Consider the following 20,774-nt stretch of genomic DNA (forward strand, 5'->3'; position numbering starts at 1 on the left):
AAATTCCCCATGCTCGACGAAATCGAATCCACCAGCCGGTGGGTGACGGTCGATGGCGTGCGCCTGCACTACCGCGAGGTCGCCGGACCGGATGACAGCCTGCCGGTGATCTTCACCCACGGCGGCGGCCCCGGCAGCACCGGCTGGAGCAACTTCCGCCTGAGCGCCGCGGCCTTCGCCGAACGCCAGCGCTGCTACTTCCTCGACTTCCCGCAATTCGGCCAGTCCGACATGGTCCCGGTGGACGGCCCGGTGTTCAGCTGGCATGCGCGCAAGCTGCTCGGCTTCATGGATGCGCTGGGCATTCGCCGGGCACATCTGGTCAACCAGTCGTTCGGCGGCTGCGTGGCGATCCGCTTCGCCGCCGAGCATCCCGAGCGGATCGGCCGCCTGCTGCTGATCGCCTCGCAGCCGGTGGAACGCGGTGTCATGCAACCGCTGCTGCTGTTCAGCAAGCACGCCGCGCACATCATGTCCGACTACTTCCTCGCCGACGGCGGGCCGAGCCGGGAGAAGATGGCGGCGCTGATCCGCCGCTACGAGCTGCACGACGACGACCGCCTCGACGACGAGAACCTGCGCCTGCGTTTCGAGGCCAGCGCCAATCCCGGCTTCCTCGACCTGCTGCATACGCCCGGCGCCTTCGGCGAGTGGGAGAACCTGCTGCCGATGTTTTCCCGCGTGCAGGTACCTACCCTGATCCTCTGGGGGCTGCACGACTGGTTCGGCGGCATCGACGTGCCGATGCTGATGCTCAACCAGTTCGCCGACGCCCGCCTGCACGTCATGGGCAACGCCGCGCATCACCTGCAGAGCGAATGCCCGGACGAATTCAACGCGGTCGCGCTGACCTTCATCGGGGGCCATGAATGAGCGATTCCGAACTGCACTACCTGGACATGTACGACCTGTCGCTGCTGATCCGCAGCCGCCGGGTCTCGCCGGTGGAAGTCACCGAGGCCATGCTGGCGCGCATCGACCGCCTCGACGGCGAGCTGCACAGCTACGCCCGCGTCACCCCCGAGCTGGCGCTGCAGCAGGCCCGCGAAGCCGAGCGCGAACTGATGCGCGGCGAGTGCCGCAGCCCGCTGCACGGCATCCCCATCGCCTACAAGGACCTGCTGTGGACCGCCGGCGTGCCGACCGCCGCCGGCATGCCGATCCACCGCGACTTCGTCCCGCAGGAAGACGCCACCGTGGTCGCCCGCCTGCGCGAAGCCGGCGCGGTGATGCTCGGCAAGCTGCAGATGACCGAAGGCGCCTTCGCCATCCACCACCCGGACATCACCCCGCCGAACAACCCGTGGAACGCCGGACACTGGGCCGGCGCGTCCTCCAGCGGCAGCGGCGTGGCCACCGCCGCCGGGCTCTGCTATGCGTCGCTGGGCAGCGATACCGGCGGCTCGATCCGCTTCCCCTGCGCCGCCAGCGGCCTCACCGGGCTCAAGCCGACCTGGGGCCGGGTCAGCCGTTACGGCGCCTTCGAGCTGGCCGCCAGCCTCGACCATATCGGCCCGATCACCCGCAGCGCGCGGGATGCGCTGTTCATGCTGTCGACCATCGCCGGCCACGACCCCAAGGACCCGACTTCTCTGCCCAGCGTGTGCCTGGAGATTCCCGGCATCGAGGATTCCTTCCGCGGCCTGCGCGTCGGCATCGACGAGGCCTGGCTGAGCGACGGCGTCGACCCGGTGATCCAGCAGGCGCTGCAACAGGTGATGGCGGTCATCCGCGACGGCGGCGGCGTGCTGCAGCGCGTGCGCGTGCCGGACACCCGCGCGGTGAGCGCCAACTGGGAAATCCACTGCGGCGTGCAGACCGCCGTGGCCCACGCGCAGACCTATCCACAACGCGCGGCGGAATACGGCCCGGCATTGAGCCGCCTGATCGACGGCGGCCGCGCGCTGTCCGGCATGGACTACCAGCGCGTGCTGCTCGACGCGCAGCGCTTCACCGGCGAGCTGGAGACCGTGCTGAAGGACGTCGACCTGCTGCTCGCCCCGGTGCAACCGTACGCCGCGCCGACCCACGAGCAACTGGCCAACCTGGCCCAGGACCCGGACGCCAACCGCCGGCTGATCCAGTTCACCTCGCCGTTCAACGTCAGCGGCCACCCCTGTCTCAGCCTGCCCTGCGGCTTCACCGACGAAGGCCTGCCGATCGGCTGCCAGTTCATCGCCGGCAAGGGCGGCGAAGGCACCCTCTGCCGCGCCGGCATGGCGCTGCAGAAGGTGACGGACTGGCACAGGGTTAGGCCGAGCGGGTTCTGATCCGCAGGGTAGATGACACGCATCCTGTAGGAGCGCGCCATGCGCGCGACATATCGGCTGCACAGGGCTGTCGCGGGCATGGCCCGCTCCTACAGCGGGTGGGACGCTCTTGTAGGAGCGGGCCATGCCCGCGACCAAACCTGCCTACAACGCAATCCTCCCTTTCCTCTATCCGCGTCCCTGCCACGGCCATGACATTCGGCCTCCCATCTGTGGAGACCATTCATGACCCATCTTCCCCATCCCCCCGGCCATGCCGCACTGCGCAAAGGCCGTGTTTCCCTCGCTGGCGGAATCTATCTGGTCACGACAACCACCCTTGGCCGGAATCCGCTATTCGGCGATTTCGCCACCGCCTGCGCCGCCGCTCGCTGCTTCGAAGATCCATCCGTACTGGGCACCAACCACCTGCTGGCCTGGGTATTGATGCCCGATCACGCTCACTGGCTGATCCAATTGGGTGCCGGAGAGCCGCTTGGCATCACCGTTGGCCGACTGAAATCCGCCAGCTCGCGCCGGGTGAATCAGCTTCTGGGAAAACAAGGTCCCCTGTGGGCCAACGCCTTCCATGACCGCGCATTGCGGCGGGATGAGGATCTGCAGGCGATAGCCCGCTACATCGTCGCGAATCCCTTGCGCGCGGGGTTGGTGCGGCGGGTGGGGGCTTACCCGTTCTGGAATGCGGTCTGGTTGTGACCCCTTTGGGGTCGCGGGCATGGCCCGCTCCTACAAGAGCCCCATGCCCGCGACCCAGGTTTACCCACGCACAAGATCCTGCACTCCCGGGATAACCCCGTAACCCACGGGAGCGCCCGGCGCGAATGCCGTTCCTAAGATCGGGCCATGACTCCAGCCCAGCGCTGGTAATTGAAGTCCAGCCATGGAGCCGAACGCGCATGAACGACTCTCCGCACCAAGTCACCGTCAACTTCTCCGATGGCGTCAGCCGCAGCTTCAGCGTCGCCGCCGAGACCAGCATTCTCGACGCCGCCATCGAGGCGGAAGTCCCCCTGCTCTACCAGTGCCGCTCCGGCAGCTGTTCCAGTTGCATCGCCCAGCTCAGCGAGGGCGAGGCGCATACCCGCCCCGGGGCCAGCTCGACCCTGCTGGCCAGCGAATACGCCGCCGGCCAGCGTCTGCTGTGCCTGTGCCAGGCGCAGTCGGACTGCACCTTCGACCTGCCCTATGGCAGCGAGGTCGGTTCCAGCGCCGCCCGCGAGGTGCACGCCTTCATCGATTCGGTCGAGCGCATCGCCAGCAATGTGATGCGCCTGACCCTGGAGCTGGCCGAGGGCGAGTGGCTGGAGTTCCGTCCCGGCCAGTTCATGCAGATCCACGTGCCGGGCTTCGGCGTGTTGCGCAGCTACTCGCCGTCGAGCACCGCGGCGAGCCTGCCGAAACTGGAATTCCTCATCCGCCTGTTGCCGGGCGGCGCCATGTCCAGCTTCCTCGAAGAGAAGGCCAAGGCCGACGACGTGCTGACCCTCAGCGGCCCCTACGGCGCCTTCTTCCTCCGTGAGGAGAAGAAGCGCGCGCCGCACATCTTCGTCGCCGGCGGCACCGGCCTCGCGCCGATCCTCTCGATGATCGACAGCCTGCGCCAGGGCAGCGGGCGCAAGCCGCCGATGCTGCTGAGCTTCGGCTGCGCCAATCCGGATGCGCTGTTCAGCCTCGAAGACATCGAGCTGCGCCAGCAGTGGCTGCCGACCCTCGAAGCGCGCATCTGCGTCGACCGCGATCCCACCGAAGGGCTGCACCACGGCAGCCCGGTCAGCGCCCTGCGCGAGGGCGATGTGACCAGCCCGGACACCGTCGCCTACCTGTGCGGCCCGCAGCCGATGATCGACGCCGCCACCGCACGCCTGATCGAGCTGGGCGTCGACCCCGCCAACATCTTTGCCGAACAGTTCGTCGCTTCCAAATAAGGACTCCCGCATGCAACCCACGACTCCCGTGCCGTTCTCCGCCGACCAGATGAAGTGGTACGAACAGGCCTGCGCGAAAATCGATCCGCAGCGCCTGCAGAACCTGCTGTTCGCCCTCACCGATATCCACAGCCCGACCGGTTCCGCCCGCGCCGCCAGCGAATTCATGGCCGGCCACCTGAAGCGCATCGGCATGTCGGCGCGCTACATGCCGATGAGCTTCACCAGCGGCAACGTGCTCGGCGAATTCCGCGGCAGCGGCGGCGGCGCCAGCGTGATGCTGTACGCGCCGATCGACACCCACCTGGAGTGCGACGAGGAAGAGCAGATCCTCACCGGGGACGCCGGCGAGGCGGACATGCTGCCCATGGCGCAGATGGTCGACGACTGGGTGTTCGGCCTCGGCGCGTCGAACCCCAAGGGCATGATCGCCACCCTCACCGAGGTCGCCACCGCGCTGATCGAGGCCGAGGTGCCGCTGGTGGGCGACCTGCTGGTCGGCCTGGCGGACGGCGGCATGCCTGTGGATATCTCCGCGCGCCAGCACTCCGGCATGTCCAACGGCGTGCTGCACCTGCTCAACCGCGGCGCCGCGCCGGACTTCGCCATCATCATGAAGCCGTGGAACTGGGTGTACCACGAGGAGCCGGGCATGGCCTGGTTCAAGCTGCGCGTGCACGGCAGCCTCGGCTACGCCGGCGTGCCGCGCGACACCCCCGGCTTCCGCAGTTCGGTGGTGCCGGCGGCGACGGTGATCCAGGAACTGGAGCAGTGGATCATCGACTACTCCGAGCGCAACAAGTCCGGAGTGGTTCATCCCCACGGCTGGATCGCCGGGGTGCGCGGCGGCGATGTGGAGCGCCCGGCCTTCCCTTCGGCGGTCACGGAAATCTTCTTCGACGTGCGGGTCAACCCGCGCACCAGCCCGGCCGAGGTGAAGGCGCAGTTCGCCGCCTTCGTCCGCGAACTGCAGGCGCAGCGTCCGGAACTCGATCTCGACTGGGAGATGTACGGCTCGGTGCCCGGCGGCACCACCGACCCGCAGAACTGGATCATCCAGTCGGCCAAGCGCGGCTGGGAGCACATCGAGCAGCGCCCGCACGGCATGCCCGACCTGCTCGGCGGCCAGACCGACGGCGCCGCGCTGCGCCGCTACGGCATCCCCACCGCGCGCATCGGCTGGCCATGGCCGGCGACGGGTGCGCCGCTGCCGGTGGCCGAGGGCCTCGGCGGCATGGGCGCGACCTACATCCCGGACCTGCTGCCCTGCGCGCGGAAGATCATGTACGCGCTGATCGACACCCTGACCCGCCCGCGCGGCGAGCTCGGCCTCTGACCCAAGGAGATCGTCCCATGAGCAAGCGCGTGAAGATGATCTTCCCGGTGCCGATGAGCGAGGCGACCCGGCCGCTGGTGGAATCCCAGCTGCCGGCCGAGCTGCAGCGGCCGGATATCGAGGTGAGCTTCGTCGGCGCCGGCCGCGTCTCGACCCTGGCCGACAGCTACTACGACATGGCCGTGATGGAACAGGCGGTGATCGAGGCGGGCGTCCGCGCGGAGGAGGAAGGGTTCGATGCGCTGTGCATCAATACCGTCAGCGACTCCGGCCTCGCCGCGCTGCGCTCGCGGCTGTCGATCCCGGTGCTGGCGCCGGGGCAGAGTTCGTTCCTCATGGCCTCTGCGCTGGGACAGAAGTTCAGCATCCTGACCATGTGGCCGCGCTGGTATCCGCTGTACCGCAAGACGCTGAAGGAGTACGGCCTGGAGTCGCGGCTGGCGTCGATCCGCTCGATCGACGTGCGCCCGGATACCGCGGCCCTGCTGCAGGGCAAGGAAGAGGTGGTGTTCGGCAAGCTGCTGGAAGCCGCGCGGCTGGCCATCGAGGAGGACGGCGCCGACGTGATCGTCCTCGGCTCCACCACCATGCACCAGTCCCATGCGTATCTCGCCGAGCACCTGCCGGTGCCCGTGCTCAATCCCGGGGTGATCGCCTACAAGCTGTGCGAGGTACTCCTCGACCTCGGCCTCGCCCACAGCAAGCTCGCCTATCCGAGTCCTGAACTGATCAAGGACGAGGCATTCGTCAGGAGCCCCGCATGAAACTCTTCGATTCCGCCGCCCAGCCCGTGCCTTCCGACCTGACCATCGGCGAGGCCATGGCGGCCTTCCGCGACGGCGTGCTGACCAGCACCGAGCTGGTCTGCGCCTGCCTGGACCGCGCCGAGGAAGGCCGCGAGCTGAACGTCTACGTGACCCTGAACGGCGATGGCGCGCTGGCCGAAGCCAGGGCCGCCGACGCCGCGCGCCGCGCCGGCCGGCCGCTGAAGCCGCTTTCCGGCATCCCCATCGTGGTCAAGGACAACATCCACGCCGCCGGCCTGCCCTGCACCGCCGGCACCCCGGCGCTGGCCGGCTTCGTCCCGCGGCAGGATGCGCCGACGCTGCAGAAACTGCGCGATGCCGGCGCCATCCTGCTGGGCAAGACCAACATGCACGAGCTGGCCTTCGGCGCCACCGGCTACAATGGCGCCTTCAACACCGGCAGCCGCCCCGGCGTGCGCAACGCCTACGACAGCGAGCGGATCGCCGGCGGTTCGTCTTCCGGCAGCGCCGCCGCCCTTGGCGCGCGCATGGCGCTGGCGGCGCTGGGCACCGATACCGGCGGCTCGATGCGCATTCCCTGCGCGCTGAACGGCTGTTCCTCGCTGCGCCCGAGCGCCGGCCGCTATTCCAGCAAAGGCGTGATCCCCATCGCCCGCAGCCGCGACACGGTCGGCCCGATGGCCCTGTGCATGGCCGACGTCGCCCTGCTCGACGCCGTGATCAGCGACGAGCACGGCCTGCCGCCGGTGACCCTGGACGGCCTGCGCCTGGGCATCGCCGAGGAATTCTGGCGCAACCTCGACGAGGACACCCGCGAGGTCGCCGAGGCCGCCCTGGCGAAGCTTTCCCGCGCCGGCGCGACCCTGGTCGAACTGCCCGAGGCGCGCCTGCAGGAGCTGAACCAGCCGGTCGGCTTCCCGGTGGTGATCCACGAGGCCTACGACTCGATGGTCGCCTACCTGCGCGACGAGGGACCGGGCATCGCCATCGAGGAACTCGCCCGCGATATCCACAGCCCGGACGTGCGCGCCATCTACGAGCAGTGGGTGCTGCCACGGAAGATTCCCGGCGCCGACGGGCTGGTCGACGTCGCCCCGCTGTACCAGGCGGCGCAGGACGCCGGCCGTCCGGCCTTGAAGGAGCACTACCAGGACCTGTTCGAACGGCATCACCTGGACGCCCTGCTGTTCCCCACCACGCCGATCGTCGCGCCGCCGGCCAACGACGAGGTCAACCTGCCGGCCTGTTTCGAGCGCCTGATCCAGAACACCGAGCCGGCCGCCAGCGCCGGGCTGCCGGGCATCCAGATGCCCATCGGCCTGGGCCGCCGCACGGGTCTGCCGGTGGGGCTGGAGCTGGACGGCGCATTCGGCGCCGACCGCCGCCTGCTGGCCATCGGTATCGCCCTCGAAGCGGTGCTCGGCCGCATCCCGCCGGCCTGATGCCCGGCGCCCGTTTCCCTGTCCCGGAGAAAAGAACGATGAGTCTGGAAAACAAGGTAGTCCTCGTCACCGGAGGCGGCAGCGGCATGGGCCGCGACGCCTGCCTGGCCCTGGCAAGGGCCGGCGCCCGCGTGGTGCTGGGCAACCGCAACGCGCAGGCCGGCGCCGACGTGGTCGAGGAGATCGTCGCCCTCGGCGGCTCGGCCCAGTTCCGCGTGACCGACGTTTCCCGCCCGGCCGACTGCGCGGCGCTGGTCGAACTGGCCATGCAGCGCTACGGGCGGCTCGACGGCGCCTTCAACAACGCCGGCCTGCAGCGCGAGTTCAACGATGTGCACGAAACGCCGGACGCGGACTTCTCCGACGTCATCGACATCAACCTCAAGGGCGTGCTGTACATGATGAAGTACGAGGCCGCCGCGATGCTGCAGAGCGGTGGCGGCTCGATCGTCAACAACGCCTCGATCTTCGGCCTCAAGGCCATGCCGAAGACCGCCTACTACGTCGCCGCCAAGCACGGCATCGTCGGCGCCACCCGCGCCGCGGCGCTGGACTACGCGACGCGCAACATCCGCGTGAACGCCATCTGCCCCGGCCCGATCAAGACGCCGAGCTTCGACCGCGTCACCGGCGGCGACGAGCACATGTACGACGACGGCGTGCCCATGCACCGCATCGGCCGCCCCCATGAAGTCAGCGCCGCGCTGCTGTGGCTGCTTTCCGGACACGCCTCCTACGTCACCGGCACCACCCTCTCGGTGGACGGCGGCATGTCGGCGGAATGAGGACGACGGCAATGATCAATGCATTGAGCTACGTGGTGGCGCATACGCCGCACATGCAGCAGTGGCTGGAGATGGCCGGCAAGCATATCGGCCTGCAGGTGGAGGTGGTCGAGCCGGACGTCTGCGCGCGACTGCGCATGGACGGCAAGGTCCAGCGGCTGCTGGTGCAGGCCTGCGACGGCGAGGCGTCGATGGCCATGGGCTTCGAGGTGGGCTCTGCCGAGGAGTTGGAGGAAGTCCGGCGGGCGCTGCAGCAGGCCGGCTACCCGACCATCGGCGGCACGGCGAAGGAAATCGCCCTGCGCGGCGTCGCCGGCATGTGCCATTTCCGCGATCCGGACGGCATGCGCATCGAGGTGGCCTGGGGCCTCGCCGACGCCGAGACGCCCTTCGTGCCCGGTCGTCCGCTCGGCGGCTTCCGCACCGGCGAGCTGGGCATCGGCCACGTCGCCCTGATCACCGCGCATTTCGACGAGCTGTGCCGGCTGTACAAGGAGGTGCTCGGCTTCCGCGTCAGCGACCGCGCCAGCGCGCCGTTCCGCGTCGAGTTCCTGCACGTCAACCCGCGCCACCACACCATCGGCATCGCCCACACCGGCGGGCCGGCCAAGGTCTATCACCTGATGCTCGAATACAACGACTTCGACGACCTCGGCCGCGCCTATGACATGGCGCTGGAGAACCCCGAGAGCATCGGCGTCACCCTCGGCCGGCACATCAACGACCACGTCACTTCCTTCTACCTGAAGAACCCGGACGGCTGGATGTTCGAGCTGGGCTGGGCCGGGCGCACCATCGGCCCCGACTGGCAGGTCGAGGAACTGCAGGGCATGAGCCTGTGGGGCCACGACCGCACCTGGCTGCCGGACGCCAAGCGCGAGGAAGCCCGGCAGATTCTCAAGCGACTCGCCGACCAGGGCATGCGCGCCCCCGTCGTGACCACCACCCAGACCGCGAAGGCCAATCAATGAATGCGACCACGACTCCGGCCCTGCCGGAAATCGCCAACCGCCTGCAGATCGGCGACTGCAGCATCAACTACCACGACCAGGGCAGCGGCGAGCCGATCCTGCTGATCCACGGCTCCGGCCCCGGCGTCACCGCCTGGGCCAACTGGCGCGGGGTGATCCCGCAGCTTTCGCAGAAGGCGCGGGTCATCGCGCCGGACATGCTCGGCTTCGGCTACACCCAGTGCCCTTCCGAACGGAAACTCGATCCCGATGCCTGGGTCGGACAACTGATCGGCCTGCTCGACGCCCTCGACATTCCCTCGGTGTCGGTGGTCGGCAACTCCTTCGGCGGCGCCATCGCCCTGGCGCTCGCTCACCGTCATCCGCAGCGCGTGCGCCGGCTGGTGCTGATGGGCGCGGTTGGGGTGTCCTTCCCGATCTCCGCCGGACTGGAGAAGGTCTGGGGCTACCAGCCGTCGCTGGAGGCGATGCGCGAGCTGATGGGCGTGTTCGCCTACGACCAGTCGCTGATCAACGACGACCTGGTGCGCATGCGCTACGAGGCGAGCATCCGCGACGACGTGCAGACGCGCTTCGCCCGGCTGTTCCCCGAACCGCGCCAGCAGGGCGTGGAAATGCTCGCGCTGCCGGAGGACGCGCTGCGCGCCCTGCCGCACGAGACGCTGATCGTCCACGGCCGCGACGACCAGGTCATCCCGCTGGAGGTGTCCGAACGCCTGCTGCGACTGATTCCCCATGCCCAGCTGCACGCATTCGGCGAATGCGGCCACTGGGTACAGATCGAGAAGGCCGCCGCCTTCACCCGTCTTCTGCTCGATTTTCTCTGCCCGGAGGTAACGCAATGAACAAGGACAGCATCCAGGGTCGCTGGAACATTCTTTCCTGGGAACAGCTCTACGACGACGGCCGCGTCGTCCACCCCATGGGCACCGAGCTGGAAGGCTTCATCGAGTACGGGCCGCACGGCATGTTCTGCGTGATGGCGCGCAAGGACCGCGAGCAGTTCAGCAGCGGCGGCCAGTGGTCGGCGAACGCCGCGGAAAAGGCCGCCGCCTACGATGGCTACCTGACCTACGCGGGCGGCTACGAAGTGGACGGCGACAACATCCTGCACCACGTCCGGCACAGCCTGTTCCCCAACTGGGTGGGCGGCACCCAGCACCGCGTCGCGCAGCTGGACGGCGACGTGCTGGCGCTCACCGCGCGCCTGGAGGAAGGCACCCCCGAGGCGCGCACCGCCCGATTGCTCTGGCGCCGCAGCGTTGGGTAAATGCTCGCGGGCATGGCCCGCTCCTACAGGGTCCGGTTCTGCGGAGGGCTGTAGGCGCACGCCCGGAATACAACGTCGCCGATTTATTGGATCCCCGCGTTCGCGGGGAAGACGGAGTTGAGAACCGCACGGAGTTATCCGAAAACCCCGTCATTCCCGCGAACGCGGGAAACCAGAAGACAGTTGCTCCTACGGTTTAGCCCTGACGCGACTTCTGTAGAAGCGGGCCATGCCCTCGAAACAAAACCCTACCCTTCGCGCTGCCACAGTGCGTAGTGCACCGAACCGGCCTTCTTCTCGCGGTGCAGGCGCCAGTTGGCGGGCAGGCCGAGGCTGGAGGGGGCGGCCTCGCTCTCGGTGTAGATCCAGGCGTCCGGCGCCAGCCAGCCGCGTTCTTCCAGCAGGCGGCAGGTGTTCTGCAGCAGGTCCTGGTGGAACGGCGGGTCGAGGAAGACCAGGTCGAACGGCCGGACGCTCTGAGTTTCCAGGTAGCGCAGGGCGTCGCCCGACTGGATCTGCCCGTTGCTGCACTGGAGCGTCTGCAGATGGCCGCGCAGGGCGGCCACCGCTTCGCTGTTCATGTCCAGCGCCAGGGCTTCGCCGGCGCCGCGGGACAGCGCTTCGAGGAACAGCGCGCCGCTGCCGGCGAAGGGATCGAGCACCCGCGCGCCGGGCACGTAGGCGGCCAGCCAGTTGAACAGGGTTTCGCGCACGCGGTCCGGGGTCGGGCGCAGGCCCGGGCCCTCGGGGAAGGCGAAGCGCCGGCTGCGCCATTCGCCGCCGATGATGCGCAGCTGGCCCTGTCCGCCGTGCGCGCGCTGCGGGGCGCGGGGTGCGCCGTTGGCTCGTCTGTTCATCAGTGCTCCGGTACGCCGCTGGGTTGTTCGACAGGCTTGTCGCTGGGCGCCGGCAGGGGTTCCTGCCTGACCGTCGGGCCGGCGGTGACGATGACGAAGGCGTCGGGATCAAGGTGCCGGTTCATCGCCGCGCGCACGTCTTCCACGCTGAGGTTCTGCACCTTGCCGAGGAAGCTTTCCAGATAGTCCAGCGGCAGGTTGTAGAAGCCGATGGCGCCGAGCTGGCCGACGATGTCGGCGTTGCTCGCGGTGCTCAGCGGGAAGCTGCCGGCCAGTTCGCGCTTGGCGTCGTCCAGTTCCTTCCGGGTCGGGCCGGTCTTCAGGTAGTCGCGGACGATGTCCTGCACCAGCTTCAGCGTGCCCTCGCTGACTTCGGCGCGGGTCTGCAGGCCGATGGTGAACGGGCCGCGCGCCTGCATGCCGGTGAAGCCGGAGCCGACGCCGTAGGTCAGCCCGCGCTTCTCGCGTACCTGATCCATCAGCCGGGTGCCGAAGCCGCCACCGCCGAGGATCTGGTTGCCGAGGTAGAGCGCCGGCCAGTCCGGGTCGTTACGCACGATGCCGAGCTGCGCCAGCATCAGGTGGGTCTGCTTGGACGGGAACTCGATATGGGTGACGCCGGCCTTCGGCTGCTCGGGCGCAGCGGGCGCCGGCAGCGCCGGGCCCTTCGGCAGGGACGCGGAAACCTGCGCGGCGATGGCTTCGGCCTCGGCGCGGTCGAGGTCGCCGACCAGGGCGATGACCGTGTTGCCGGCGGCGTAGGCCTTCTGGTGGAAGGCGCGCAGCTGCTCCACGCCGATCTTCGCCACCGACTTCTCGTCGCCGTCGCTGGAATGGGCGTAGGGATGCTCGCCATAGAGGCGCTTGAACAGCTCGATGCCGGCCAGCTTGCCGGGGTTCTGCTTCTGGTACTCGAAGGCGGCCAGCACCTGGTTGCGGATGCGGGTCAGGGCTTCCTCGGGGAAGGTCGGCTGGCCGATCACCTGGTCGAACAGCGCGAGCGCCGCCGTGCGCTTGTCCTCGTCGCTCAGGCTGCGCAGGCTGGCGATGGCCATGTCGCGGTAGGAGCCGTTGCCGAAGTCGGCACCGAGTCCCTCGAAGCCGCTGGCGATGGCGACGGAGTCCTTGCCGGGCACGCCCTCGTTGAGCATGGCGTTGGTCAGCATGGCCAGGCCGGGGGCGTCGCCGTCCTGGCTGCTGCCGGCGGCGAAGGTCAGGCGCAGGTCGAACATCGGCAGCTCATGGGTCTCGACGAACAGCACGCGGGCGCCTTCGGCTGTGCGCCATTGCTGGATGTCCAGCTTGCGGTGGCCGATCGCCTTGTCGGCGACTTCCGCCAGCGATTGCAGGCCGGGACGGGCCGCTTCGCCGGCGGGCTGCGCGGCTGCCGGCGCGGCGGAGGTTTCGGCGGCAGGCCGGCCGACGAACGCCAGCAGGCCGCCCACCAGCAGGACGACGGCCAGGCCGATCAGGCCGTAACGCAGGCCGTTGCGCTCACTCATGATTGGGCTCCTTGTCGGCGGTGGCTTGCGGCAGGACGTGGGCGACCGTCAGGCGCGAGCGGGTGAAGTAGGTGCGCGCGGCCTTCTGGATGTCCTCGGCGGTGACCGCCTGCAGGGCGTCGAGATCCTCGTCGGCGAGTTTCCAGGACAGGCCGACGCTTTCCAGCTGGCCGATGTTGCTGGCCTGGGCGGCGATGGAGTCGCGCTCGTAGACCAGTCCGGCGATCACCTGGGCGCGCACGCGCTCCAGTTCCTCGGCGCTGGGCGGGTTGGTCTTCAGTTCGTTGAGCTGCGCCCACAGCGCCTTTTCCACTTCCGCCAGGGTCTTGCCCTTCTGCACGTTCGGCGTGGCGCTGAGGATGAACAGGCTGTCGCCGCGGTTGAAGGCGTCGTAGGAGGCGGACGCGCCGCTCACCAGCTCCTCGCCGCGCTCCAGACGCACCGCCAGGCGCGCGCTGTAGCCGCCGTCGAGCAGCGCGGAGATCAGCCGCAGGGCGTGGATTTCGCGTGGGTTCTTCGTACTGCCGAGGCTCGGCACGTTGAAGCCCATGATCAGGCTCGGCAGCTGGGTGCGCACGTGCAGGGTGAGGCGGCGTTCGCCGGGCTCGGCCAGTTCCAGCGGCTTGCGCGCCGAGGGCAGGTCGCGCCGGGGAATCTCGCCGAACCAGCGCTGGGCGAGGGCCTTCACCTCCTCCGGCTGGACGTCGCCGACCACCACCAGGGTAGCGTTGTTCGGCGCGTACCAGGCCTGGTACCAGCGGCGCAGGTCGTCGATGCTCATGCGCTGCAGGTCGGCCATCCAGCCGATGGTCGGCGTGTGGTAGCCGCTGGCGGGGAAGGCGGCGGCGCGGAAGCGCTCGAAGGCCAGGGCGCTGGGCTTGTCGTCGGTGCGCAGGCGGCGCTCCTCCTTGATCACCTCGATCTCGCTGGCGAACTCGTTGGCCGGCAGGGTCAGGTGCGCCATGCGGTCGGCCTCCAGCTCGAAGGCCACGGGCAGGCGGTCGCGGGCCAGCACCTGGTAATAGGCGGTGTAGTCGTCGGTGGTGAAGGCGTTCTCCTCGGCGCCGAGATCGCGCAGCACGCGGGAGGCTTCCCCCGGGCCGAGCTTGCGGCTGCCCTTGAACATCATGTGTTCGAGGGCGTGGGACAGGCCGGTGAGCCCGGGCGTCTCGTAGCTGGAGCCGACCCGGTACCAGAGCTGGGAGACTACCACCGGCGCGCGATGGTCTTCGCGGACCACCACCTTGAGGCCGTTGTCGAGGGTGAATTCGTGGGTCGGCTGGGGTTCTGCCGCCAGCGCGATGAGCGGCAGGCAGAGGCTGCCGAGCAGCAGGCCGGCGCGGCGGCGTGCGGAAATCTTCATGGTCGTCTGAACCTAAAGGAATGTCCGAATGGTCTCAGGAGGCGGCGGGCAGCCTCTTAACCCCGGTGGGCGAGGAGATGCTAGGATACCCATCCGTTTTCCGGGCGACCACGCTCCGAAGCCGCGAAAGCTTCCGCACTGGTTACATCATGTTGGAAACCGGCCCCTCCGCCGCCTTCCAGCTGAGCTTCCGGTTGCCCGGTCCGTGGCGTCCTCCAGAGATACGATCCATTCATGTTTGGTTCCAACGACGACAAGAAAGCCCCGCAGGGCGGGGAAAAGAAAGGTCTGTTCGGCTGGCTGAAGAAGAAGCCGGCCGCCGAGACCCCGGCCGCCGCGCCACAGCCCGCTCCCGAGCAACCCGCCGCGCCGGCCGATGCCGCACCGGTGGTGCAGCAGCCGGCTCCTTCGCCGGTCATCGAGCCGGTGACTCCGCAGGCCGCTGCCGAAGCCGCTACGGCTCCAGAGCCGACGCCGCTCCCGGTCGAGCCGGTCGAGGTAGCGCCTGCCGCAGCCAGCGAGCCGGCCGGCAGCCCGATTCCCGAAATCCAGGTCGAAGCCGCGCCCATCGCCGAACCGGTCGTGCAGTCCGCGGCGGAACCGGCGGCCAAGTCCGGCTTCTTCGCCCGCTTCATGCCGGGCCGCCAGGAAGCGCCGCAGCCCGCCCCGACCGGCGAGCCGCAGCCTGCAGAGCCCGTGGTTTCCGAGCCCGCGGCCGCTGAACCGGCCCCTGCGCCGGTCGAACCTGCCGCGCCTGCCCCCGTCGCCAGTGCGCCGGTCGAGCAGCCCGCCGCTCCTGCGCTTGTGGCAACCGTCCCGGCAGCAGCGTCCAGCGCCGAACCGGCCAAGCTCGGCTTCTTCGCCCGCCTCAAGCAGGGCCTGTCGAAGACCAGTGCCAGCATCGGCGAGGGCATGGCCAGCCTGTTCCTCGGCCGCAAGGCGATCGACGACGAGCTGTTCGACGAGATCGAGACGCGCCTGCTGACCGCCGACGTCGGCGTCGAGGCGACCAGCGTGATCATCCAGAACCTGACCCAGCGCGTGGCGCGCAAGCAGCTGGCCGACAGCGGCGCGCTGTACAAGGCGCTGCAGGAAGAGCTGGCCGGCCTGCTGCGGCCGGTGGAAAAGCCGCTGCAGATCGAAAAGCGCGATCCCTACGTGATCCTGGTGGTCGGCGTGAACGGCGTCGGCAAGACCACCACCATCGGCAAGCTGGCGAAGAAGCTGCAGCTGGAAGGCAGGAAGGTCATGCTCGCCGCCGGCGACACCTTCCGCGCCGCCGCCGTCGAGCAGCTGCAGGTGTGGGGCGAGCGCAACAACATCGCGGTGATCGCCCAGCACACCGGCGCCGACTCCGCCTCGGTGATCTTCGACGCGGTGCAGGCGGCCAAGGCCCGCGGCGCCGACGTGCTGATCGCCGATACCGCCGGTCGCCTGCACACCAAGGACAACCTGATGGAAGAGCTGAAGAAGGTGCGCCGGGTGATCGGCAAGCTGGATGAGACGGCTCCCCACGAGGTCCTGCTGGTGCTGGACGCCGGCACCGGGCAGAACGCGATCAACCAGGCCAGGCAGTTCAACAACGCAGTGGAACTCACCGGCCTGGCCCTGACCAAACTGGATGGCACCGCCAAGGGCGGGGTGATCTTCGCCCTGGCCAAGCAGTTCGGCCTGCCGATCCGCTACATCGGCGTCGGCGAAGGCATCGACGATCTGCGCACCTTCGAGGCCGACGCCTTCGTCCAGGCGCTTTTCGCAGAGCGGGAGCACGCATGATTCGATTCGAGCAGGTCGGCAAACGCTATTCCAATGGCCATGTCGGCCTGCACGACATTTCGTTCCGCGTGCACCGCGGCGAGATCATGTTCGTCACCGGCCACTCCGGCGCCGGCAAGAGCACCCTGCTGCGCCTGATCCTGGCGATGGAGCGGCCGACCTCCGGCAAGCTGCTGCTCGGCGGCCAGGACGTCAGCCGCATCTCCACCGCGCAGATTCCGTTCCTGCGCCGGCAGATCGGCGTGGTGTTCCAGAATCACCAGTTGCTGAACGATCGCAACGTGTTCGACAACGTTGCCCTGCCGATGCAGATTCTCGGCCTGCCCAAGGCGGAGATCGCCTACCGCGTCGAAGCGGCGCTGGACCGGGTCAACCTCAAGGAAAAGGCCGAGGACCTGCCGTCCGATCTGTCCACCGGCCAGCAGCAGCGCGTCGGCATCGCCCGCGCGGTGGTGCACCGCCCTGCCCTGCTGCTCGCCGACGAACCGACCGGCAACCTCGACCCGCGCCTGGCCTCGGAAATCATGGCGGTGTTCGAGGACATCAACCGCCTCGGCACCACCGTGCTGGTCGCCAGCCACGACCTGGCGCTGATCGCACGCATGCGCCACCGGATGATCACCCTGCAGCGCGGGCGCATCATCGCCGACCGCGAGGAGGAAGCCTGATGGGCGCCAACGAACTGCCCCACGGCCCGGAAGAGGGCACCCCGCAGCGCCCGGTGCGCCAGGTGGAGGAAAACGACGCCGAGGATCTCAGCGGCGGCCTCAGCGCCTATGCGGAGAGCCACCGCGCCAGCCTGCTGGACAGCCTCAGGCGCCTGTTCAGCCATCCCTTCGGCAGCTTCTTCACCTGCCTGGTGATGGGCATCACCCTGAGCCTGCCGATGGGCCTGTCGCTGCTGCTGCACAACGTCGAACGCCTCGGCGGCTCCTGGCAGCGCGCGGCGCAGATTTCCCTGTTCCTCGACCTCAAGGCCGGCGAGGCCCAGGGCCAGGACCTGCGTGAGCAGATCGAGGGCATGCCGGACGTGATCGAGGCGCAGCTGATCGGCCGCGACGAGGCGCTGCAGGAGCTGCAGCAGCAGTCCGGCCTCGGCGAGGCGCTGCGCGACCTGCCGGAGAATCCGCTGCCGATGGTGATCTCGGTGACGCCCAAACAGGTCGACAAGGACCAGCTGGACGCCCTGCGCCAGCGCCTGGCGGAAATGCCCGGCGTGCAGCAGGCGCAGCTCGACCTGCAGTGGGTGGAGCGCCTGTCGGCGATCCTCAAGCTCGGCGACCGCTTCGTCTTCGGCCTGACCATCCTGCTGGTGCTGACCCTGCTGCTGGTGATCGGCAATACCATTCGTCTGCATATCGAGAACCGGCGCAGCGAAATCGAGGTGATCAAGCTGGTCGGCGGGACGGACGGCTACGTGCGCCGCCCCTTCCTCTATATGGGCGCGCTCTACGGCCTGGGCGCCGGCGTGCTGTCCTGGGCGCTGCTGGCCTTCGGCCTGGACTGGCTGAACGGCGCGGTGGTCAACCTCGCGGGCCTCTACGGCAGCGATTTCGCCCTGGCCGGCGTACCGCTGGAAGACGGCCTTTCGCTGACCATCGGCGCCGTGCTGCTGGGCTGGATCGGCGCCTGGCTGGCGGTGGCGCGGCATCTGCGGGAGCTGGCGCCGCGCTGATTTTTCCGGCTTCTTTTTCTGACCGCTCAGACAGGTGTAAAGGAACTTTTACACCCACTTGCAGTCAGATTTCGCAGTGCTACACTGCGCCAGTTTCGTGAGTCGGAGGATTCGCATGTCCACTTCCCTGCAACCTGTTTATGCCCTGGTTCCCGGTGCCAACCTGGAATCCTACGTGCACTCGGTGAACAGCATCCCGCTGTTGTCGCCGGAGCAGGAGCGCGAACTGGCCGAACGTCTCTTCTACCAACAGGATCTGGAAGCGGCGCGGCAGATGGTACTGGCGCACCTGCGCTTCGTCGTGCACATCGCCCGGAGCTACTCCGGTTACGGCCTGGCACAGGCCGACCTGATCCAGGAAGGCAACGTCGGCCTGATGAAGGCCGTGAAGCGCTTCAACCCCGAGATGGGCGTGCGCCTGGTTTCCTTCGCCGTGCACTGGATCAAGGCGGAAATCCACGAGTTCATCCTGCGCAACTGGCGCATCGTCAAGGTCGCCACCACCAAGGCGCAGCGCAAGCTGTTCTTCAACCTGCGCAGCCAGAAGAAGCGTCTGGCCTGGCTGAGCAACGAGGAAGTGCATCGCGTGGCGGAAAGCCTCGGCGTCGAGCCGCGCGAAGTGCTGGAGATGGAAAGCCGCCTGAGCGGCCAGGACATGGCCTTCGACCCGGCCGCCGATGCCGACGACGACAGCGCCTACCAGTCCCCGGCGCACTACCTGGAAGACCATCGCTACGACCCGGCGCGCCAGCTGGAGGAAGCGGACTGGAGCGACAGTTCCAGCGCCAGCCTGCACGAGGCACTGGAAGGCCTCGACGAGCGCAGCCGCGACATCCTCTACCAGCGCTGGCTGGCCGAGGAAAAGGCCACGCTGCATGACCTGGCCGCCAAGTACAACGTCTCCGCCGAGCGCATCCGCCAGCTGGAGAAGAACGCGATGAACAAGCTCAAGGGCCGCATCGAGGCCTGACGGGCCGCACGCGAGCCGCTAGGATAGACAGCCGCGCTTTCGAGCGCGGCTTTTTTCTGTCCGCCTCTTTTCCGCTGGAGATCCGCATGCCGCGCCTTCGCCCAGGCCATGGCCTGTTCTTTCTCGCAATCGCCGCACTGGCCTTCGCCTTCGGGCTGTGGGTCAGCCGCCCGTCGGCGCCGCTCAAGCCGCCGGCCTGGCTGGCCGACTGGCAGGGCGCGGTGCTGACGCCGCTGGCCGACGACCATCTCACCCTCGGCCAGCTGCATGAGAAACAGAAAGGCGAGCTGTGGCTGACCCGCGACGAGCAGGGCCCGGAACTGGCCTACCGGGCGCATGTCGTCACCGACGACGGCCCCTGGCGGCTGGAAGCCGAGCTGGCCCTGAGCGACGCGGAACGCGCCAGCCTGGAGAAGGCCACCGACATCGCCCCGGGCAGCCCGGCGCAGGCGCTCAGCGAACAGCTGCTCGACCAGCTGGCGGCCAAGCCGGTCGCCGCCATCGCCCTGGCGCCCCAGGAAGATCTCGCCATCGGCCGCCTCGGCGCGGCATACGGCCAGCCGCGGGTGACCCTGCAGACCGAAGAGGGCGAAGCCTGGATCTACCCCGACCGGGGCCTGACGCTGATGCACAAGGACGGCATCCTGCAATGGCTGCGAGTGGTGCCGAGCAGGACCTTCCTGAAGACGCCGCCGACCGGCGAAAAGCCCTAGAGCCTTTGCAGGTAACCGTCGCCGAGCTGCCACATCTGCTGGCGAATCCAGGCCGAGCGCTGGCGCACGTAGGGGCTGGGACGCGCCGCACTCCACTCGCGCGGGTTCGGCAGCACCGCGGCGAGCAGGCTGGCCTGCTGGCGTGACAGGCGCCGGGCGTCGACGCCGAAGTGATGGCGCGCGGCGGCCTGGGCGCCGAACACGCCGCTGTCCCATTCCACGCTGTTCAGGTAGACCTCGAGAATCCGCTGCTTCGACCACAGCGTCTCGATCAGCACGGTGAACCACGCCTCGAAGCCCTTGCGCAGCCAACTGCGGCCCGGCCAGAGGAACAGGTTCTTCGCCACCTGCTGGCTGATGGTGCTGGCCCCGCGGATGCTGCGGCCGCGCTCGTTGTGCTTCAGCGCCTGCTCGATCGCCGGCAGGTCGAAGCCGTGATGTTCGGGGAATTTCTGGTCTTCGCCGGCGATCACGGCGATCTTCAGGCTGTTCGGCAGGTCGTCCCAGGACACCCAGTCGCGCTGCAGGTCGATCGGTTCGCCATCGATCCAGGATTCCACCTTGCGCTCGACCATCAGCATGCTGCCGGGCGGCGGCACCCAGCGGAACACCAGGACCAGTGCGGCGCTGCCGGCGACGAACCAGAGCAGGATCTTGAGCAGGCGGCGGGGCAGGTTGCGCATGAGGCTATGCCAGGAAGGATCGGGCGGGCCATTATAACGGGACTGTCCCGACTGAATGGATTCTTCATATGCTGCGTACCTTCCTCATGCTAGCCGCATTCTTCGGCTTCACCGGCGTCGGCCTCGGCGCCTTCGCCGCCCACGCCCTGAAGGCCCGGCTGAGCCCGGAACACCTGGCGGTATTCCAGACCGGCGTGCACTACCAGCAGATCCATGCCCTGGCGCTGCTCGGCGTGGCGCTGCTGTCCACCCACGTCAGCGGCTCGCTGGTGGGCGCGGCGGGCTGGTTCTTCACCGCCGGCATCCTGCTGTTCTCCGGCAGCCTCTACCTGCTCACGCTGACCGGCACCCCGGCGCTGGGCATGATCACCCCGATCGGCGGCGTGGCCTTCCTCGCCGGCTGGCTGCTGCTGTTCCTCGTCGCCTTCCGCCTGGCCTGACCCGGACGTCAGAAAGGCCGCCGGGTGGC

At 68.6% G+C, this 20,774-nt stretch carries 21 protein-coding genes; 17 read left to right on the top strand and 4 right to left on the bottom strand.

Going from position 1 to position 20,774, the window contains the following annotated elements:
- Window positions 1–9: 9 nt before the first annotated feature.
- The 11 genes from BLR75_RS04560 (at window position 10) to BLR75_RS04610 (ending at window position 10,766) form a co-directional block, all read left to right on the top strand.
- On the top strand, window positions 10–873 hold the full coding sequence (locus tag BLR75_RS04560; RefSeq protein WP_084313914.1) for an alpha/beta fold hydrolase: 864 nt from the start codon (window positions 10–12) through the stop codon (window positions 871–873).
- Complete coding sequence (locus BLR75_RS04565) at window positions 870–2,270, top strand: amidase (protein ID WP_084313913.1); 1,401 nt, start codon at window positions 870–872, stop codon at window positions 2,268–2,270. The genes BLR75_RS04560 and BLR75_RS04565 overlap by 4 nt, the downstream gene beginning before the upstream one ends.
- Window positions 2,271–2,495: 225 nt before the next feature.
- Window positions 2,496–2,966, top strand: a complete 471-nt coding sequence (locus tag BLR75_RS04570; protein ID WP_084313912.1) for an REP-associated tyrosine transposase — start codon at window positions 2,496–2,498, stop codon at window positions 2,964–2,966.
- A gap of 200 nt (window positions 2,967–3,166) precedes the next feature.
- Window positions 3,167–4,195: a ring-hydroxylating dioxygenase ferredoxin reductase family protein gene (locus BLR75_RS04575; RefSeq protein ID WP_084313911.1), complete on the top strand. Its 1,029-nt coding sequence runs from the start codon at window positions 3,167–3,169 to the stop codon at window positions 4,193–4,195.
- 10 nt (window positions 4,196–4,205) lie between these two features.
- A complete protein-coding gene (locus tag BLR75_RS04580; protein WP_084313910.1) occupies window positions 4,206–5,531 on the top strand; it encodes a M20 family metallopeptidase in 1,326 nt (441 codons plus the stop codon).
- Window positions 5,532–5,548: 17 nt separating this feature from the next.
- Window positions 5,549–6,295 (top strand): aspartate/glutamate racemase family protein, encoded by a 747-nt coding sequence (locus BLR75_RS04585; protein ID WP_084313909.1) that lies wholly within the window; start codon window positions 5,549–5,551, stop codon window positions 6,293–6,295.
- Complete coding sequence (gene iaaH / locus BLR75_RS04590; protein WP_084313908.1) at window positions 6,292–7,740, top strand: indoleacetamide hydrolase; 1,449 nt, start codon at window positions 6,292–6,294, stop codon at window positions 7,738–7,740. The genes BLR75_RS04585 and iaaH overlap by 4 nt, the downstream gene beginning before the upstream one ends.
- Before the next feature lie 38 nt (window positions 7,741–7,778).
- Window positions 7,779–8,525 carry an SDR family NAD(P)-dependent oxidoreductase gene (locus BLR75_RS04595; protein WP_084313907.1) on the top strand — a complete coding sequence of 249 codons (747 nt, stop codon included), beginning with the start codon at window positions 7,779–7,781 and terminating at the stop codon, window positions 8,523–8,525.
- An 11-nt stretch (window positions 8,526–8,536) separates the two neighbouring features.
- Window positions 8,537–9,496, top strand: coding sequence for a VOC family protein (locus BLR75_RS04600; RefSeq protein ID WP_084313906.1), 960 nt, complete (start codon window positions 8,537–8,539; stop codon window positions 9,494–9,496).
- Window positions 9,493–10,341, top strand: a complete 849-nt coding sequence (locus BLR75_RS04605; RefSeq protein WP_084313905.1) for an alpha/beta fold hydrolase — start codon at window positions 9,493–9,495, stop codon at window positions 10,339–10,341. The genes BLR75_RS04600 and BLR75_RS04605 overlap by 4 nt, the downstream gene beginning before the upstream one ends.
- Window positions 10,338–10,766 (top strand): lipocalin-like domain-containing protein, encoded by a 429-nt coding sequence (locus BLR75_RS04610; RefSeq protein WP_084313904.1) that lies wholly within the window; start codon window positions 10,338–10,340, stop codon window positions 10,764–10,766. Before BLR75_RS04605 ends, BLR75_RS04610 begins: the two co-directional genes overlap by 4 nt.
- Window positions 10,767–11,014: 248 nt before the next feature.
- Here the strand turns inward: BLR75_RS04610 and rsmD are convergent, their stop codons facing one another.
- From rsmD to BLR75_RS04625, 3 genes are read right to left on the bottom strand one after another with little or no spacing between them, the layout of a single operon-like run.
- Window positions 11,015–11,623 carry a 16S rRNA (guanine(966)-N(2))-methyltransferase RsmD gene (rsmD, locus tag BLR75_RS04615; protein ID WP_084313903.1) on the bottom strand — a complete coding sequence of 203 codons (609 nt, stop codon included), beginning with the start codon at window positions 11,621–11,623 and terminating at the stop codon, window positions 11,015–11,017.
- Window positions 11,623–13,125, bottom strand: a complete 1,503-nt coding sequence (locus BLR75_RS04620) for a M16 family metallopeptidase (protein ID WP_084313902.1) — start codon at window positions 13,123–13,125, stop codon at window positions 11,623–11,625. The genes rsmD and BLR75_RS04620 overlap by 1 nt, the downstream gene beginning before the upstream one ends.
- Complete coding sequence (locus BLR75_RS04625) at window positions 13,118–14,488, bottom strand: M16 family metallopeptidase (RefSeq protein WP_084313901.1); 1,371 nt, start codon at window positions 14,486–14,488, stop codon at window positions 13,118–13,120. The genes BLR75_RS04620 and BLR75_RS04625 overlap by 8 nt, the downstream gene beginning before the upstream one ends.
- A 234-nt stretch (window positions 14,489–14,722) precedes the next feature.
- Between BLR75_RS04625 and ftsY the strand changes: the two genes are divergently transcribed.
- The 5 genes from ftsY (at window position 14,723) to BLR75_RS04650 (ending at window position 19,622) form a co-directional block, all read left to right on the top strand.
- Window positions 14,723–16,264 carry a signal recognition particle-docking protein FtsY gene (ftsY, locus tag BLR75_RS04630; protein ID WP_084313900.1) on the top strand — a complete coding sequence of 514 codons (1,542 nt, stop codon included), beginning with the start codon at window positions 14,723–14,725 and terminating at the stop codon, window positions 16,262–16,264.
- Entirely contained in the window at window positions 16,261–16,932 is a 672-nt protein-coding gene (ftsE, locus tag BLR75_RS04635; protein ID WP_084313899.1) for a cell division ATP-binding protein FtsE, read from the top strand. Before ftsY ends, ftsE begins: the two co-directional genes overlap by 4 nt.
- Window positions 16,932–17,939 carry a permease-like cell division protein FtsX gene (gene ftsX / locus BLR75_RS04640; RefSeq protein WP_084313898.1) on the top strand — a complete coding sequence of 336 codons (1,008 nt, stop codon included), beginning with the start codon at window positions 16,932–16,934 and terminating at the stop codon, window positions 17,937–17,939. The genes ftsE and ftsX overlap by 1 nt, the downstream gene beginning before the upstream one ends.
- Window positions 17,940–18,054: 115 nt before the next feature.
- Window positions 18,055–18,909, top strand: coding sequence for an RNA polymerase sigma factor RpoH (gene rpoH, locus BLR75_RS04645; protein ID WP_084313897.1), 855 nt, complete (start codon window positions 18,055–18,057; stop codon window positions 18,907–18,909).
- Between the two features lie 86 nt (window positions 18,910–18,995).
- A complete protein-coding gene (locus BLR75_RS04650; RefSeq protein ID WP_084313896.1) occupies window positions 18,996–19,622 on the top strand; it encodes a hypothetical protein in 627 nt (208 codons plus the stop codon).
- On the opposite strand, the gene mtgA is transcribed toward BLR75_RS04650, so the two are convergent.
- Window positions 19,619–20,305, bottom strand: coding sequence for a monofunctional biosynthetic peptidoglycan transglycosylase (gene mtgA, locus BLR75_RS04655; RefSeq protein ID WP_084313895.1), 687 nt, complete (start codon window positions 20,303–20,305; stop codon window positions 19,619–19,621). The two genes, BLR75_RS04650 and mtgA, sit on opposite strands and share 4 nt — an antisense overlap.
- A gap of 68 nt (window positions 20,306–20,373) precedes the next feature.
- On the opposite strand from mtgA, the gene BLR75_RS04660 reads away from it, so the two are divergent.
- Window positions 20,374–20,745: a DUF423 domain-containing protein gene (locus BLR75_RS04660; RefSeq protein WP_084313894.1), complete on the top strand. Its 372-nt coding sequence runs from the start codon at window positions 20,374–20,376 to the stop codon at window positions 20,743–20,745.
- Window positions 20,746–20,774 lie beyond the last annotated feature (29 nt).

This window comes from Pseudomonas jinjuensis, from assembly GCF_900103845.1.
GTDB classification, from domain to species: Bacteria; Pseudomonadota; Gammaproteobacteria; order Pseudomonadales; family Pseudomonadaceae; genus Pseudomonas; species Pseudomonas jinjuensis.

Coding starts and splice junctions, on each gene's coding strand:
- BLR75_RS04580 (WP_084313910.1), top strand. CDS start 4,206: ATGCAACCCACGACTCCCGTGCCGTTCTCCGCCGACCAGATGAAGTGG.
- BLR75_RS04660 (WP_084313894.1), top strand. CDS start 20,374: ATGCTGCGTACCTTCCTCATGCTAGCCGCATTCTTCGGCTTCACCGGC.
- BLR75_RS04610 (WP_084313904.1), top strand. CDS start 10,338: ATGAACAAGGACAGCATCCAGGGTCGCTGGAACATTCTTTCCTGGGAA.
- BLR75_RS04595 (WP_084313907.1), top strand. CDS start 7,779: ATGAGTCTGGAAAACAAGGTAGTCCTCGTCACCGGAGGCGGCAGCGGC.
- rsmD (WP_084313903.1), bottom strand. CDS start 11,623: ATGAACAGACGAGCCAACGGCGCACCCCGCGCCCCGCAGCGCGCGCAC.
- BLR75_RS04565 (WP_084313913.1), top strand. CDS start 870: ATGAGCGATTCCGAACTGCACTACCTGGACATGTACGACCTGTCGCTG.
- BLR75_RS04620 (WP_084313902.1), bottom strand. CDS start 13,125: ATGAGTGAGCGCAACGGCCTGCGTTACGGCCTGATCGGCCTGGCCGTC.
- ftsY (WP_084313900.1), top strand. CDS start 14,723: ATGTTTGGTTCCAACGACGACAAGAAAGCCCCGCAGGGCGGGGAAAAG.
- BLR75_RS04570 (WP_084313912.1), top strand. CDS start 2,496: ATGACCCATCTTCCCCATCCCCCCGGCCATGCCGCACTGCGCAAAGGC.
- BLR75_RS04650 (WP_084313896.1), top strand. CDS start 18,996: ATGCCGCGCCTTCGCCCAGGCCATGGCCTGTTCTTTCTCGCAATCGCC.
- BLR75_RS04560 (WP_084313914.1), top strand. CDS start 10: ATGCTCGACGAAATCGAATCCACCAGCCGGTGGGTGACGGTCGATGGC.
- BLR75_RS04575 (WP_084313911.1), top strand. CDS start 3,167: ATGAACGACTCTCCGCACCAAGTCACCGTCAACTTCTCCGATGGCGTC.
- rpoH (WP_084313897.1), top strand. CDS start 18,055: ATGTCCACTTCCCTGCAACCTGTTTATGCCCTGGTTCCCGGTGCCAAC.
- BLR75_RS04600 (WP_084313906.1), top strand. CDS start 8,537: ATGATCAATGCATTGAGCTACGTGGTGGCGCATACGCCGCACATGCAG.
- ftsX (WP_084313898.1), top strand. CDS start 16,932: ATGGGCGCCAACGAACTGCCCCACGGCCCGGAAGAGGGCACCCCGCAG.
- mtgA (WP_084313895.1), bottom strand. CDS start 20,305: ATGCGCAACCTGCCCCGCCGCCTGCTCAAGATCCTGCTCTGGTTCGTC.
- ftsE (WP_084313899.1), top strand. CDS start 16,261: ATGATTCGATTCGAGCAGGTCGGCAAACGCTATTCCAATGGCCATGTC.
- BLR75_RS04625 (WP_084313901.1), bottom strand. CDS start 14,488: ATGAAGATTTCCGCACGCCGCCGCGCCGGCCTGCTGCTCGGCAGCCTC.
- iaaH (WP_084313908.1), top strand. CDS start 6,292: ATGAAACTCTTCGATTCCGCCGCCCAGCCCGTGCCTTCCGACCTGACC.
- BLR75_RS04605 (WP_084313905.1), top strand. CDS start 9,493: ATGAATGCGACCACGACTCCGGCCCTGCCGGAAATCGCCAACCGCCTG.
- BLR75_RS04585 (WP_084313909.1), top strand. CDS start 5,549: ATGAGCAAGCGCGTGAAGATGATCTTCCCGGTGCCGATGAGCGAGGCG.